Annotated in this window: 9 protein-coding genes and 1 tRNA gene; 8 read left to right on the forward strand and 2 right to left on the reverse strand. The window is 70.5% G+C overall.

Annotation, left to right across the window (positions count from 1 at the left end):
• Positions 1 to 74 precede the first annotated feature (74 nt).
• The gene (locus ACX80U_RS16790; protein WP_459269245.1) at positions 75 to 1,433 is read right to left on the reverse strand and encodes a right-handed parallel beta-helix repeat-containing protein; all 1,359 of its coding nucleotides are present in this window, start codon (positions 1,431 to 1,433) and stop codon (positions 75 to 77) included.
• Between the two features lie 291 nt (positions 1,434 to 1,724).
• Between ACX80U_RS16790 and ACX80U_RS16795 the strand changes: the two genes are divergently transcribed.
• The 5 genes from ACX80U_RS16795 (at position 1,725) to ACX80U_RS16815 (ending at position 10,096) form a co-directional block, all read left to right on the forward strand.
• Positions 1,725 to 1,796 (forward strand) — tRNA-Gln (locus tag ACX80U_RS16795).
• Between the two features lie 173 nt (positions 1,797 to 1,969).
• The gene (gene glmU / locus ACX80U_RS16800) at positions 1,970 to 3,397 is read left to right on the forward strand and encodes a bifunctional UDP-N-acetylglucosamine diphosphorylase/glucosamine-1-phosphate N-acetyltransferase GlmU (protein WP_459269285.1); all 1,428 of its coding nucleotides are present in this window, start codon (positions 1,970 to 1,972) and stop codon (positions 3,395 to 3,397) included.
• Positions 3,394 to 4,374 carry a ribose-phosphate diphosphokinase gene (locus tag ACX80U_RS16805; RefSeq protein WP_133082039.1) on the forward strand — a complete coding sequence of 327 codons (981 nt, stop codon included), beginning with the start codon at positions 3,394 to 3,396 and terminating at the stop codon, positions 4,372 to 4,374. Before glmU ends, ACX80U_RS16805 begins: the two co-directional genes overlap by 4 nt.
• 257 nt (positions 4,375 to 4,631) lie before the next feature.
• Entirely contained in the window at positions 4,632 to 7,382 is a 2,751-nt protein-coding gene (locus tag ACX80U_RS16810; protein WP_459269246.1) for a LuxR C-terminal-related transcriptional regulator, read from the forward strand.
• Positions 7,382 to 10,096 carry a helix-turn-helix transcriptional regulator gene (locus tag ACX80U_RS16815; protein WP_459269247.1) on the forward strand — a complete coding sequence of 905 codons (2,715 nt, stop codon included), beginning with the start codon at positions 7,382 to 7,384 and terminating at the stop codon, positions 10,094 to 10,096. Before ACX80U_RS16810 ends, ACX80U_RS16815 begins: the two co-directional genes overlap by 1 nt.
• A gap of 514 nt (positions 10,097 to 10,610) precedes the next feature.
• Here ACX80U_RS16815 and ACX80U_RS16820 read toward each other — a convergent pair.
• Positions 10,611 to 10,997 (reverse strand): VanZ family protein, encoded by a 387-nt coding sequence (locus ACX80U_RS16820; RefSeq protein ID WP_133082042.1) that lies wholly within the window; start codon positions 10,995 to 10,997, stop codon positions 10,611 to 10,613.
• Between the two features lie 364 nt (positions 10,998 to 11,361).
• On the opposite strand from ACX80U_RS16820, the gene ACX80U_RS16825 reads away from it, so the two are divergent.
• From ACX80U_RS16825 to ACX80U_RS16835, 3 genes are all read left to right on the forward strand, one after another.
• A complete protein-coding gene (locus ACX80U_RS16825) occupies positions 11,362 to 12,012 on the forward strand; it encodes a 50S ribosomal protein L25/general stress protein Ctc (RefSeq protein WP_133082043.1) in 651 nt (216 codons plus the stop codon).
• 14 nt (positions 12,013 to 12,026) lie between these two features.
• Complete coding sequence (gene pth / locus ACX80U_RS16830) at positions 12,027 to 12,614, forward strand: aminoacyl-tRNA hydrolase (protein ID WP_459269248.1); 588 nt, start codon at positions 12,027 to 12,029, stop codon at positions 12,612 to 12,614.
• A 198-nt stretch (positions 12,615 to 12,812) separates the two neighbouring features.
• A complete protein-coding gene (locus ACX80U_RS16835; RefSeq protein WP_459269249.1) occupies positions 12,813 to 15,452 on the forward strand; it encodes a LuxR C-terminal-related transcriptional regulator in 2,640 nt (879 codons plus the stop codon).
• The last annotated feature ends 3 nt before the right edge of the window (positions 15,453 to 15,455 follow it).

Genomic DNA, 15,455 nt, shown 5'->3' on the forward strand with positions numbered 1-15,455 from the left:
GGGGGGAGCGGGGGGGGAACTGGAGGGGGTGGGGGGGGGAGCCCCCACCTTTCTTTTTTCTTTCCGCCGCGCTGCTAGCGGCAGGCGATGTTGCTCAGCCCGCGGGCCGCACCGCTCGACGCGCACGCGATCGTGGTGTTCAGTGACGCCGACTGGACCCAGACCTCGTAGCCCGGCACGCCACCCTGCACGGTGTTGCCCCTGAAGACGTTGCCCGTGCCCCAGCCCGCGAGGACCGAGTGCACCTGGAACGCGTCGAGCCTGGTACCGAGGCCGGAGTTGCCCTCGATGCGGTATCCGTTGCCCTTCACGTCGATCCAGGAGTCCGCGTAGTTCGCGCCGGACATGCCGGAGTTGGTGAACACGTTGCCGGCGATCACGCCACCCGTGGTCCCCTCCTTGATGTCGACGCCCTCGGCGGAGGTGTTGGTGATGCGGTTGCCGCGCACCGTGATGCGGTCCGACCGGTCGGGAGCGCCGGCGGTCCAGTTGCTCTTGGCGCTGCCCAGGTAGACGCCCTCGCCGTACTCGGGCTGCTTCAGGCCCGTGTCGTGGATGAAGGAGTCGACGATCGCGCCGTCGGCGCTGCCGGACCGGAAGTGCACTGCTTCGGCGCCGATGGTGCCGACGTCGACCCCACTGATGACCGTGTTCTTCGAGCCGTCGAGGACGATGCCCTTCGCCGAGGACGCGACCGAGATGCCGGTGATGCGCCAGTTCGAGCCGGTGACGTGCAGGCCGTAGCCGGACGCCGTCGAACCCGTGGAGAGGACCGCGTTGCGCGATCCGCGCAGCGTGATCGGGGCCGCCGCCGTACCCGAGGCCGACGCCGTGAAGGCGCCGATGTAGCGTCCGTCGCGCAGTTCGATGACCTGGCCGGGTCGCGCGGACGCGAGGGCGGACTTGAGGGCGGCTGCGGTCGAGACCTGCACGACGTTGGCCGGAGCGGCAGGCACCGGATTCGGAGCGGGCGCCGCGGGCTTCGGAGCGGGCGTCGCGGGCTTCGGGGCGCGCGTCGCGGGCTTCGGGGCGGGCGTCGACACGACGGGCTTCGCGGGCTTCACGGGCAGGGCTGCGGCCGCGACGGAGAAGGACACGGTGGCCTCCTGTCGTCCGGCGGGTGTCTCCCACCGGGCATTGAGCTTATGCTTTCCGGCTCCCGTGGTCACGGGCCAGGAGTAGGGCGCGGTCCTGTCCTGGCCGAGGTAGGTTCCGTCGAGCTTGAACTTGACGGTGGAGCCGGCCGGGGCGTCGACGGTCGCCGTGAAGCTCCCGTCCGGCTGGACGGTGCCGACCAGGGCGGCACCGTCGGCGAGGACCGTCGCCGGGGCGGCGTGCGCGGGAAGAGCGAGGACGGATGCGGCGATAGCGGCGATGGCTGCGCCGGCCGCGGTGCGCGCGGCGACGGCGCGCAGCATGGAGGAGGAGTTCATGCGGTTCTTTCTGGTGAGACCTACCCGCACTCCGCGGGCCAGTGCAGCGAGGCTATAACCCGCGCACCGCGGCCCCTACCGTTCGGCGCCGGTCCTTGCAAGAAATTCCGCATCCTTCGCAAAAGCTTGCAATCCCTTGTGACCCGAGGGCGGAGGTCTTCGAGAAGCGGTCGATCCGGCCTCCGTGTCGGCCCCGGTGCGGGCCGAGGGGAGTCGCCCACGTCCCGGGAGCATGGCAAACTAGATAACCGTGCGCAGGTGCCCCTCCCCGGAGGTGTCACCTCCGCACGGTCCGCCCTGGTGTAACGGCAGCACCCCAGCCTTTGGAGCTGTGGAGTATAGGTTCGAATCCTATGGGCGGAACGGCGCAAGCCCCGGCACGGCGTTCCCCGAGGGGACGCGGCGCCGGCCACGAGACCACAGGTAGGAGTGCCCGCTTCGTGAGCCACCAGAACGAAGGAACCCCCGTGACGTCCCAGGACATCCTGAACCAACCGGCGGCGGTCATCGTCCTGGCGGCCGGGGCGGGAACGCGCATGAGATCGCGCACGCCGAAGATCCTCCACACCCTCGGCGGGCGCTCGATGGTGGGACACGCCCTCGCCGCGGTCAGAGGCCTTGCTCCACGCGAACTGGCCGTCGTGGTGCGCCACGAACGCGACCTCGTCGCAGGTCACGTCGCCGCCATCGATCCCGCAGCCCTACTCGTCGACCAGGACGAGGTCCCCGGTACCGGACGCGCGGTACAGGTGGCGCTCGAGGCGCTCGACGCGAGCAGGGGAACCATCGAGGGCACCGTCGTCGTCACCTACGGGGACGTGCCGCTGCTGGAGGCGTCCACCCTGCGGGATCTGATCGGCGCCCACACACAGGGCGGGAACGCCGTCACGGTCCTCACCGCCGAGCTCGACGACGCCACGGGGTACGGACGCATCGTCCGTGCCGAGGACGGCTCCGTGCTCGGGATCGTGGAGCACAAGGACGCCGACGACGCCCAGCGGTCGATCCGCGAGGTCAACTCCGGCATCTATGCCTTCGATGCCGCCGTGCTGAGGACCGCGCTGGGTCGGATCGATGCGAGCAACGCCCAGGGCGAGCTCTACCTGACGGACGTCCTCGGCGTCGCCCGCGCCGACGGCGGACGCGTCGCCGGCCTCCTCGTGCAGGACCGCTGGCAGGTCGAGGGCGCCAACGACCGCGTGCAGCTCGCCCACCTCGGGGCCGAGCTCAACCGAAGGACGCTCGAGCGGTGGATGCGTGCCGGCGTCAGCATCCTCGACCCGGCCACCACCTGGATCGACACGGCGGTCGAACTCGACGAGGACGTCACCGTGCTCCCCGGGACCCAACTGCACGGCGCCACCGTCATCGCACGCGACGCCGTCATCGGGCCCGACACCACGCTGACGGATGTGGTCGTGGGGGAGGGTGCCCACGTCGTCCGGACCCACGGCAGCGGCTCGCGGATCGGAGCGGGAGCGAGCGTCGGCCCCTTCACCTACCTGCGGCCCGGGACCGTCCTCGGCGAGGACGGCAAGATCGGCGCGTTCTACGAGACCAAGAACGTCACGGTGGGCCGGGGCTCCAAGCTGTCCCATCTCGGCTACGCCGGTGATGCCGAGATCGGCGAGTACACGAATATCGGCTGCGGCAACATCACGGCGAACTACGACGGCGTGGACAAGCATCGGACCGTCATCGGATCCCACGTCCGGACGAGTTCCAACACCGTCTTCGTCGCCCCCGTCACGGTGGGCGACGGCGCCTACACGGGCGCCGGGGCGGTCGTCCGGAAGGACATACCGGCCGGAGCCCTCGGACTGAGCATCGCCCCACAGCGCAACATCGAGGGTTGGACCGCAGCGAAGCGCCCCGGCACGGCGGCGGCGGAGGCAGCGGGCTCCACCACGTCGCGGACCCCCACACCAGACGCACACGAACCACAGGAAAGCGGTCAGGCATGAGCGAGATCACGGCACGCGGCGAGAAGAAACTGGTCCTGGCATCAGGGCGTGCACACCCCGAGCTGGCGGAGGAGATCGCGTCATGGCTCGGCACCGAGCTCCTCCCGGTGTCGGCGTACGATTTCGCGAACGGCGAGATCTACGTGCGGTCGGGTGAGAGCGTCCGCGGTACCGACGTCTTCGTCATCCAGGCGCACCCGGCTCCCCTCAACAACTGGCTCATGGAGCAGCTCATCATGGTCGACTCCCTGAAGAGGGCGTCGGCGAAGCGCATCACCGTCGTCTCCCCGTTCTACCCCTACGCGCGCCAGGACAAGAAGGGCCGCGGCCGCGAGCCCATCTCCGCCCGCCTCGTCGCCGACCTCTACAAGACGGCCGGCGCCAACCGCCTGATGTCGGTGGACCTCCACACCTCCCAGATCCAGGGATTCTTCGACGGGCCCGTGGACCACCTCATGGCCATCCCCCTCCTCGCGGACTACATCCGTACGCGGGTCGACGCGGACAACGTCACGGTCGTCTCGCCGGACACGGGGCGCGTCCGTGTCGCCGAGCAGTGGGCCGAGCGGCTCGGCGGCGCGCCACTGGCCTTCGTCCACAAGAGCCGCGACCTCACGGTGCCGAACCAGGCGGTCTCCAAGCAGGTCGTCGGACAGGTCGAGGGGCGCACCTGTGTGCTCATCGACGACATGATCGACACGGGCGGGACGATCTCGGGTGCCGTCCAGGTCCTGAAGAACGCCGGCGCCAAGGACGTCATCATCGCCGCGACGCACGCGGTCTTCTCCGACCCGGCGGCACGGCGCCTGTCGGAGTCCGGCGCACGCGAAGTTGTGGTGACGAACACCCTGCCGATACCATCGGAAAAGCGTTTCCCGCAACTGACGGTCCTCTCGATCGCCCCGCTGATCGCTCGTGCCATACGCGAGGTGTTCGACGACGGATCGGTGACGAGCCTGTTCGACGGGAATGCCTAACCGGTTCGCCCGGGCCCTGATACCCGGGTCCCGCTACGCGTTCGGCGGGGCCCGCGGGAGAGCGGAACACCCGCACGGTCACTCCGGTTCCCCGAGTACTCGTGCAGGGGAAAGCGAGTAGTGAACCCGCACCGCAGGTACGAAATTCAAGTAGAAGCCCCCGTGAATCCGTAGCGGCCACTCGTGCCGCGTCCCCCTTCCCTTCCTAGGCTGACCTTCAGACACCTGTTCAAAAGCTGGGAAGAAGTAGGTCCTCAATGCGGTCTCACAGTCTCGTCGAATCCCGTCCCGTCCCGCCTGTCGCGTCGCCGCTCCTGCCGGGAACCGCCCGGTCGGGCCAGGCGGCAGCGCACACGGCCTTCATCGGCCGCGCCGGAGAGACCGCGAGCATCCTGCGGGCCGTGCGGCAGCCGGGTTCGGCAGGGGCAGTGGTGGTAGGGGCCGCCGGCATCGGCAAGACAGCCCTGCTGCATCACGTGCAGCGCTCCCTCGCCGAGAACTACCTCGTCCGGGTCCGCGGGCTCCGCTCTGCCACATCCTCCCCCTTCCGGGCGCTGAGCTTCCTGCTGTCGGAGCTGCCCGGCACGGTCACCCACCCGGCGCTCGTGTTCACTGCGGTATCGACGTACCTCCGCGCGGAGGCGGGCGGTCGCCGGGTGGTCTTCGCCGTCGACAACGCCGAGCACCTGGACAGATCGTCCTCGACGCTGATCGGACAGCTCGTCGCGGCGAACGTGGCCTCCGTGGTCCTGACGGTGACCGACTTCGCGCAGGCGGATCCCGTCTTCATGACGATGTGGCGCACTGCCTCGCTGCGGCGACTGGACCTCGCCCCCTTCACCTTCGAGGAGACCCGGCTCTTCGTCGAGTCCGAGCTCGACGCCCCCGTCAGCAGGGAGGGCCTCGAGGCCCTCTGGGCTGTCGGCGGAGGCAACCTCCCGGCGACGCGTGCCGCCCTGAGGGGCTATGTGCAACGCGGGACGCTCGCACGGCGCGGTGCGGCGTGGGTGCTCCTGCCGGGCCGGCCGGTGGGCCAGGACCTCGTCGCCCACTCGCCACTGCTGCTCCAGCTCGCGCCCAATCAGCGGAGCGTGGTGAACCTCGTGGCCCTCGCAGGGACGCTCGACTGGTCCGACCTCGCACGGGGTACCGACTCCGCCGACCTCGACGCGCTGCAGGATGCCGGCATCCTCGTCATCGACACCGGGGTGGAGCCGCGTGCCCGCCTCGCGACGCCCGGATTGTCGGCAGCCGTGGCCGAAGCCGTCGGCGCCTCCGAGGCGAGCGACCTCTACCAGCATCTCCAGGGACTCCGGGCAGCGCCCCGTCAGCTCGCCGCCGACCCGGCCCGCCTGGTGGCTTGGTTGATGCGCGCCGCGCACCCGGTCAGCGAGGACCAGGCGGTGGCCGCTGCGGCTGCCCTGAACGACGACGGCCGCTATTCCCGCGCGGCAGAGCTCCTCGCCGCGCTGGATCTCCCCGACTCGGACCGCCTGGTGTACCAGGCCGTCCGGGCAGCGCTCGGCCAGGGATCCCTCAGGACTGCGACGCTCCACCTGTCGGCCCTCGCCGACCGGGAGGACCGGCTGGATCGCACCACGTGGACGCTGTCCAGGATCGCGGAGTCCAGGATGCGGCGCCTTCGGCCGGTCGTCGACGCCCCGGAACCGATCGCCGAGGCCTCGGAGCGGGTGGCCGCCTGGCAGCAGCAGGCGCTGGAAGCAGGAGACGACGGAGCTGTGGCGGAGCTGGCGCGGCTCGAGCGCCGGCTGTTCGCCGAGCGTGCTGCGCTGGCTTCGTTCTCCGGGCGGTACAGCGACAACCTCGGAAGCCTGGCGGGTGTCGTCGACACCGACCTCGCAGCGTCCGCGGGTCGCGAGGAACTCGAGTTCCAGGTCGAGGTCCAGTCACTGCTCCTCGAGGCGCAGGTCGTCGTGGACGACCGGTCGCTGAGCCACGACTTGGCGCGATCGCTGGCACGCCTCCTCGTGCATCCCGACGTACCCTACGGGGTCGCGGACGCCGCGCTGCTCCGCGTCGAGGTCGCCCTCCTCATGACCGGTGGCTGGAGCGACACGGCACGGCTCCTCGGGTCGATCAGGCACTCGAACGCCCGGTGGTCGTTCAGGAGCGGGTCACTCGCCCAGCTCTTCGAAGGCCTGACGATGATCGCCCTCGGCCGCGCGCGCGATGCCGGCCGCGCCCTCGAACCGGTGGTCGAGCAGCTGCGCATCGCGGATCCGCACGGGATCCTGCCGCTTGCGGCAGCAACGCTCACGTTCAGCCATGCGCTCGCCGGACCACTGGAGCAGGTCATCGCGCACCTGCCCCTGTCCGAGCCGGGCCGGGGCAGTTCATGGGCGGTGCGTCGTGCTGCCCGCCACTACCAGCTCCTGGCATCGGCGCGCACGGAGAATCGCGGGGAAGCCGCCCGCCGACTGCAGGATCGAGCCTCGAGCGACCTGCAGGAGGGCGCGCGCGTCTGGGCCCTCGTGAGCCTGGCCGCTGCCGTGCGCCTCGGCCGCCAGGAAGCTGTGGCCGACCTCGGCGCACTCGCCGCCACGGTGCGTGGACCGCTGGCGCGAACGTGCTCCCTGTACTCGCGGGCACTCCTGGACTCCGACGTCGGGTTGCTCATCGAGGCGATGGAGTGCGCGGCCGCGTCGGACGACTACCGGCTCGTGGCGGACATCGCGCAGTCCGGTATCAACGCCACGACCCGGAACCAGGACAGGACGGGACTGCGCGTCATCCAGCGGCGGCTGAGGGAGCTGCTGCCCGACGCGCCCCAGGCCGACGCCGGCGGTGTCGACCTCGACTCCCTCACCGCCCGCGAGCGTGAGGTCGCGGCACTGGCGGCGGCGGGCAGGAGCAACCGGGCGATCGCCCAGAAGCTGGTGGTCTCCGTCCGGACGGTCGAGGGCCACCTGTACCAGGTGTACTCGAAGCTCAGCGTCAGCACGCGGGCGGAACTCGCAGAACTCGTCCCCGCGGAGAGCGGCCTCTGATGTTCTCCGCACTGTCCGGGGATGTTCCACTCGTCGGCCGCAGTGCACTGCTCTCCTCCATCGAGCGCGCGCTCGAGCGGGACGACGTCTATGGGACGTTCATCTACGGGGACACCGGGACCGGCAAGAGCGCCCTGGCACGACACCTCCTCAAGCACCTGCAGGGCGAGTCCGTCCCCTTCCTGGTATCACCCGCCCCCGCACTGGGAGCCATCCCGTACGGCGCGCTCGCTCCCTTCCTCACGGACGCGACACCGGAGGACATGGGTTCCCCGCTCTCCGTCCTCCGCATGGTGATGTCCTTCTTCCGGAGCAGGGCCAACGGCCGCTCGATCGTCGTCGTCGTGGACGACGCGCACCTGCTCGACGACGACAGCAGCCACCTGCTGGCGCAGCTCGTCGCGTCGCGGACCGTAGGGCTCGCCGCGTTCTCGCGATCCGTCACCCCGGTGTCCGACGAGCTCGTCTCGCTCTGCCGTGACGGCCTGCTCGAGAGGTTCGACGTGGGCCCCCTGAACTACGCGGAAGCGCTGGACCTGTGCGAGCAGGTGCTCGGCTCGGGCATCGTCCGCGGGGCGAGTGACCGCCTGTGCGACGAGGCCTCCGGGAACCCGCTGTTCCTCAAGGCGATCCTCGACGAGGCGCTGATGAACGGGAGCCTGACCAGGCCCGACGGCGTGTGGACCCTGGCCGACGGTGAACTCAGCATCCCGGCCGCCCTGACCGACCTCGTGCGCGCCATCCTGATGGAGTTCGACGACGTCCAGCGCAAGGCATTCGAGGTGCTCGCCCTGGGCGAGGTCGTCGCCTTCGCCGACCTCGTGAGCGTGACCAGCGAGGAGGCGGTGTCCGCGCTGCTGACGGAGGGCGTCATCCGGAGCCTCCCCGGCGATCCGGCTTTCGCCGTCCACACCCACGGCCTGTACGCGCGCATCGCCCGCACGCTCATCCCGCTGGGCCGCAGCGCCGCGATGCACCGCGAACTGGGGTCGTCCAGCCACGGACTGCCTCTTCCGCCCCGGGCCAGGATCAGGAACGCCCTGTGGAGCCTGGACTGCGGCGAACCCGTCGAGGAGGATCGGCTGCTCGACCTGGCGCCCCTTGCGCTGACCCTGCTGGACCCCCGCTCGGCCCTGAGGTTCGCTGACGCGATCCGGGGAGAGTACCTCGCCGCGGCCGCGCGGACGCACCGCGCGACGGCCCTGCTCGAGCTGTCCCGGATCGAGGATTCCCGGAACCTGTCCAGGGGGCTCCTCGAGGAGACCGGCACTCCCGAGCTGATCGCCGCCGCGGGTGTCCTCGAGGTGAGGCAGCTGCTCGCAGCAGGCGAGGACGTCGCAGGGACGGAGGCGATCGTCACGCGCTGGTCCGCTGCCCTGGCTGCCCTTGCGCCGGGCGGCAGCCGGACCTCCGACGCCGGACCGGGGACGGGGAGCGGAGGTGGCCCGGCTGCCGGCCTCGTCGACAGCGAGCAGTGCCGCGTCGTCGTCCAGGCTTTCGGGTGGAACCTCGCCGGGCGTTTCGGCGAGACGGTCCGTGTCCTCCGGCCCCTTCTCGGGACCAGCACGAATCCGCGCGTGACGGCACTGGGGCATGCCGTTTTGGCCGAAGCACTCGGCGCGCTCGGCCGGAGCTCGGAAGGGTGGAGCCACAGTGCCGCCGCCCTCGCGCTGACGGCGTCGGAGGTGCATCCCATGCCGGACCTGCATCGGGTGGCAGTCCTTCGCCATGTGAGCCTGCTCGTGCACAGCGGAGAGTTCGAGGCGGCCGACCAGGCGACGGCTGCCTATGCGCCCCCGGCGGGCCGTGACTACTCGTTCACCAGTGGGAGCCTCGCCGTGCTCGACGCAGCGACCGATGTGCGCCGCGGACACTTCTCCAGCGGGCTGGCGAAGCTCCGCCCCGCCCTGGCCTCGCTGCGCGCGTCCGATCCTGATGCTCTGCTGCCGTACGCCCTCGGTGTCACCGGCTGGGCTGCTGCCGCCCTGGGGGAGGCGGACCTCGTCGACCAGTGTTCTCGAGAGCTCACTACCACGCAGCAGCGCGGGAGCCGCCCGTACGCACTCCTCGGCAGGGCCTTCGACGACGCCGCCCACACGCTCCTCCGCAGGGGTGCCAGGCATTCGGAGCTCCTGCAGTACGCCGCCGAGGCCCGGCGGAACGAGTGGTTCTGCTGCGAGAAGGACGTCCTCGAACTCGCGACGGCGCTCGCCGACGAGCAGTCGGCCGGACTGCTGGCGCGCGCAGCCGACACGATGGAGGGAGCGGAGGCCGCCATCCTGCACGACTATGCCGCGGCCCTGATCGCCCATGATGCCGCTGCCATCGCGGAGGCAGGTGACCGTGCCGAATCCTTCCAGAAATACCTGCTCGCCACGGACGCCTGCCGCCGGGCGATGGAGGTCTATGCCGAAGCGGGGGATGCGAAGTCGCAGCGCGCCCTTGCGGCCGTCGTGCGCCGTCGCCGCGGCCTGATCGACGGGGGCCTGCTCGTGGAACCGGTCGAGCCCGAGGGCCTGTCCCCGCTCACGTCGAGGGAACGTGAGATCGCCACGCTCGCGCTGCAGGGGCTCTCCAACAAGGACATAGCGCGGAGCCTGACGGTGTCGACCCGGACCGTCGAGGGCCACCTCTACCGCATCTACGTGAAGCTGGGGATCGGCCGACGTGAGGAGCTCACGACCGAACTCGAGGCACTCCTGCGAGCCACGTAGCCCCGCTGCCAGGGCTAGGTAATCCTGGTACCGATCTAGGTAGTCCGAGGTCCGATTAGGGTCCGTACTACTCGTGATCGCCCCCGACGAGCAGCCTAGAGTTGTAGACGTCGGAGACGGTGCACCGGGAATCCGGACACCATGCACGGCCCACGAGCTGGGTCGGCGGCGTAGGAGTTCTCTTGAGACCAGGACTTCGTCCCCAGCCGCCGCCGACCCTCACCCCTGGCAGCCCCCGGGATTCCGGGAGCAGGGACACCGGATCGGCCCTTCACCGCGAGGTGGGGGGCCGATCTGTTCTTGACGGCACAGTGCGGCACGAGCCGGCCCACCCGCGGACAGCCCGGACGCCAGGCGCGGTCAGCCCGGACGCCAGGCGCGGTCAGCCCGGACGCCAGGCGCGGTCAGCCCAGACACCAGGCGCGGACAGCCCGGACGCCAGGCGCGGACAGCCCGGACGCCAGGCGCGGACAGCCCGGACGCCAGGCGCGGACAGTCCGGACGCCAGGCGCGGTCAGCGCCGGTGCCGCCGAACCCTCAGCATGGTCCACGCGAGGAGTGTCCCGGCAGTGGCGCCGATCGTATTGGCCGCCACATCGTAGGGGCTGGCGACACGCTGTGACAGCGCGACCAGCTGGACGGCCTCGATCAGCGCTGACAGACCGAAGGCCACGACCGGTCCGAGCCAGCGCCAGCCGCGCGGAGCGAGGAGGAAGAAGAACAGGCCCAGGGGGAGGAACATCAGGGCGTTCGCGGTGAATTCGACGAACCCGTAGTCGAACCACCCGGGCACGCCGTACCCCTGCACGAAAGCCAGGACCCGGCGCAGGAGATCGCCCGCATGGCGGTCGACGGGCAGGGGCGAGAAGACGATGAAGCCGACCCCCAGGAGCCACAGCATGCACAGTGCGAGCGTGACGAGGCGGTAGCGCGGTGACGGCAGGGGTGCGGTGCTCAGGAGGGATCCTTGGGGTGAGGACGGGCGGCGACGGCTTCGACGCGGGCGACAACCCCAGTATCGTCGACGCGGCACCCCGTGCTGTAGGATGGACGGCGATGCCTAGGCGAGGGAGCGGCCTGGATCCCCGGTGAATCGGGAATCCGTGGTGAACTCCGTGATCGACGGTGGCTAGCGAGGTTTCCCGGTCTGCCCTCCAGCAGCGAGGGCGGTTTCCTGGACCGGATCGTCACGCGTTCCTCCCGCCCCGGCGACGTTCCCGTCGTGGCCGCATCAGCGGCCGCCCACACGTTACCAAGGAGAAACCATGTCCGAGCAGAAGCTCGCCGCACACGTCCGCACCGAGTTCGGCAAGGGGGCGGCCCGTCAGGCCCGCCGCGCCAACATGATCCCCGCCGTCGTGTACGGCCACGGTGCCGACCCCATCCACGTCCTGCTGCCCGCCAAGGCCACGACGCTCGCGGTCCGCACCGCCAACGCCCTGCTCACCCTGGACATCGACGGTGAGGACCACCTTGCGCTCGTCAAGGACATCCAGCGCAATCCCCTCAAGCAGATCGTCGAGCACCTCGATCTCCTGACCGTCCGCCGCGGCGAAAAGGTCCAGGTCGACGTCGCCATCCACGTCGAGGGCGAGCCCGCCGCCGACGTCGTCTCCAACCTCGAGGCGAACACGGTCCTCGTGGAAGCCAACGCGACCGACCTTCCCGAGACGCTCACGGTCAGCATCGAAGGCCGCACGGTGGGTCAGCACGTCCACGCCTCGGACATCGTGCTGCCCTCCGGTGTCGTCCTCCTCGTGGACGCGGACACCCTCATCGTCAACCTGTCCGGCGAGACCGAGCAGGACCTCGGCGAGACCCCTGAGTCCGACGCCGACACCGAGGGCACCTCCGAAGGCGCGACGGCGGCTGACGCCGACGCCGACGCCGTCATCACCGACGCCGACGAGCAGTAAGCAGGCACTGCACGGTGTCCACTGACACCTGGCTCGTAGCCGGGCTCGGGAATCCCGGGCCCGGCTACAGCGGCAACCGCCACAACGTGGGACAGATGGTCCTGGATCTCCTCGCAGATCGTCTCCGTGGCCGGTTCACGACATCGAAGGCGCAGGCCGTCACGCTCGAGGGACGGCTCGGGATCGGCGGGCCGCGGCTCGTGCTGGCCAAGCCGCTCACCTACATGAACACGACGGGCGGGCCGGTCTCGGCGCTCGCCCGTTTCCACCATGTGGCTCCCGACCACGTCATCGCCGTCCACGACGAGATCGACATCCCCTTCAACACCGTCAAGGTCAAGCTCGGCGGGGGAGAGGGCGGCCACAACGGACTCCGCGACATCAGCAAGGCCCTCGGCACCAAGGACTACCACCGCGTGCGGGTCGGCGTCGGTCGCCCGCCCGGACGTCAGGACCCGGCCGACTTCGTGCTGAAGGATTTCGGTACGGCGGAGAAGAAGGACCTGCCGTTCCTGCTCGACGACGCCGCCGACGCCGTGGAGCAACTCATCACGGAGGGTCTGCTCGCGGCACAGCAACGCTTCCACGCGCAGAGATCGTGACGAGCCGCGCAAATCTTGAGCAGACCCTGCCGATCACCGCGCCGGGATCGACGGGTTCGGGAGCGGCCTGCCTGTAAAGTGGGCCGCTAGGACAAGCGTCGTGGGGCGGAACTTCATGCAGGAGTGCAAACGTGGGTCCGGCGCCGGGCCGGCGCCGTCGGTCATCGAACCGGGACCGGGCGCGCTCGGGTGTGCTCCATGACCGTGGTCGACGGTCGCTGGCCCTTCGCCGGTCGCGACACCGACGTCGCACGGATCCGTGCCGTCCTCGGCGAGGAGCCCGCGCGCGGCGTCGTCCTCGTGGGTCCGTCGGGCATCGGCAAGACGATGATCGCCCAGCAGGTCGTCGGAGGACTGGCGCGGAACGTCGACACCATCTACCTGCGCGGGTCGGCAGCCCACGCCACCACCCCGTACGGTGCCCTCAACGTGCTGCTCGCGGAGCTCGACGAGGACACCGCCCGGAACCCGCTGCTGGTCCTCAGCGCACTGCAGCGCATGTTCGAGGAGCACCCGGCCCACCGTCGGACCCTCATGCACATCGACGGTGTCGAGGAGATCGACGAACTCTCGGCGACGGTGATCGCTCATCTGGCCCGCGTCGGGGCGGTTCGCCTCCTCGTCACCTGCGAGGACCTCCTGCGCGCTCCTGCAGAGCTCTTCGATCTGTGGAAGGACGAGTTCCTCGAGCGGTTCGACATCCAGCCCCTCACGCTCGACGACGCGACCGGGATGCTCACGACCGCCCTGGGCGCCCCCGTGTCACGGTCGGCCGCCCAGGAACTGTGGGCCTCCAGCGGCGGCAACCCGAAGTACCTCCAGATCGCGACGAAGACCGACGTCGCCTCCGGGCACCTGCTCCAGTGCGACGGCGTCTGGGTGTCCCGCGACGTCCCGCGCCCGGACTCCGGCCGCTCCCTGACGGATTGGGCGGCCGCCAACCTCGCTGCGCTGCCGGCGGAGGACCGGGTGATCGTCGAGGTCCTCGCCGCAGCCGGCCGGGTCCCCCTGACCGTCCTGCTGAGCGCCGTCTCCGCGACGTCGCTCGACGCCCTGCAGAGCGACGGCGTCGTCACGCTCGACCGTGAAGGCGTCCCGCTGGCGAGGCTCACCCACGAGGTGTTCGCGGACGTCGTGCGCGCGCAGTTGCTCTCGGCCGGCGGCAGGGCGGCGTTGAGGTCCGTCAGCACCCTGCGCAACGACCCCGGCATGCCGGTGCAGGCACGGCTGGCCCTCGCGGCGTGGGCGCTCGAGGAGGGTGACTCCTTCGACGCAGCCGAACTCGTGGTGCTCGCACGCCTCGCGAACGACGCAGGGATCGACGGCGCCGCCGAGCGCTTCCTCGACGCCCTCCCGCCTTCGCAGGTCGACTGCACCGCACTCCTGGAACGCACCCGGCAACTCTCCATGGACGGCCGTGTGGCGGAGGCACTCGTCACCGTGGAGAACGCTCTCGCGTCCGGGCTGTCGGAGGCTGCCCCGCTCGAGGACTGGGTCGATGCACGCCTTCTCGCCGCGCGGCTCAGGGCCCGCACGAACGGCCGGGAGAAGGACTCCGGGGAACTGCTCGACGCCGTCGCCGCGCGTCTCGCGGCCGAGCCCGCTTCCGAGGCCACGGCGGACCTGACGGGCAAGGCGGAGATGGCCCGGATGCAGGTGCATGTCTTCGAGGGGGAACTCGACCGGGTATGCGCGAGCGCCCCCGCGGTGCTCGCCCGGGGCAGGGATTCCACGCGCTGGAGTACCGGGATCAGGAGCCTCCTCAGCTTCGCCCGGGCGGTGATGGGCTCGCAGGAGCAAGCCGTCGCCGCCGCCAGGAATGTCGACGCTCGCGCGGCGAGTGCGCCCTCCGCTCCCTTCGAGCGGGAGCTCACCTCGACCCACCTGTACACGGTGCTCCTCCTGGCGGGCTACTGGACGGAGTGCCTGGACCGGGCGGGGGCGGACGGCGACCTCCCGCCGGTGCTCCCGGCGGGCGGGTCACGCTCGGAATTCGCCGAGGGCGTCCTGCTCGCGTACCTGGGCAGGAGCAGCGAGGCCCTCGAGAAGCTGCTTCCCGCCATCAGCCAGTTCCGGACCCGGGACAGGCACGGCTTCCTGCCGCTCGCCGAAGCGGCCGCTGCCTATGCGCAGGTCCTCGAGAACGCCCCGGATGCCGCCGAGGACCACCTGCGCGCCATCGACCTCTCCGGGCAGCGCTATCCGTGGCACCTCCGGGAGGCGGTGCAGTACTTTCGGCTGCTGGCCGAAGCCTGGCTCGGGACCCCGGATGTCGTCGCGACGGAGTTCCTGGAGCATGCCCTCGTCCTCGGCAGCAGGGGGTACCACGGCGTCGAGCTCTTCTTCCTCAACCAGGCCGTCCAGCTCGGACAGCACGAAGCGGCGGATCTGCTGGCCACCTCCGCCGCCGCCGCCGACGGACCGTACGCGCGGCTCAGCCGCGACTTCGCCCAGGGGCTGGTGGCACAGGACCCGGGCGGACTCAAGGAACTCGCCCGACGCGCACTCGACAGCGGGAACTACAACCTCGCCGGGGACATCGCGGCACTCAGCATCGAGCACCTCACCGAGACCGATGACCCGATGATCCGGGTGCATGCGGAACAGATCCTGCGCAAGACCTCCACACCGGCCCGGCGCCATGTGCGACGGAGGGTACTGAGCGAACGGGAGCGGGCCATCGCGCGCATGGTCGCGCAGGGAGTGCCGAACAAGGAGATCGCGCAGCAGGAGCACATCTCGCCGCGGACGGTGGAGGGCCACGTGCACCAGGTCATGTCCAAGCTCGGCCTGTCCACCCGCAAGCAGCTCGCCCTCATCTTCGGACAGCAGCAATGACCG

Source organism: Arthrobacter sp. TmT3-37 (assembly GCF_054510835.1).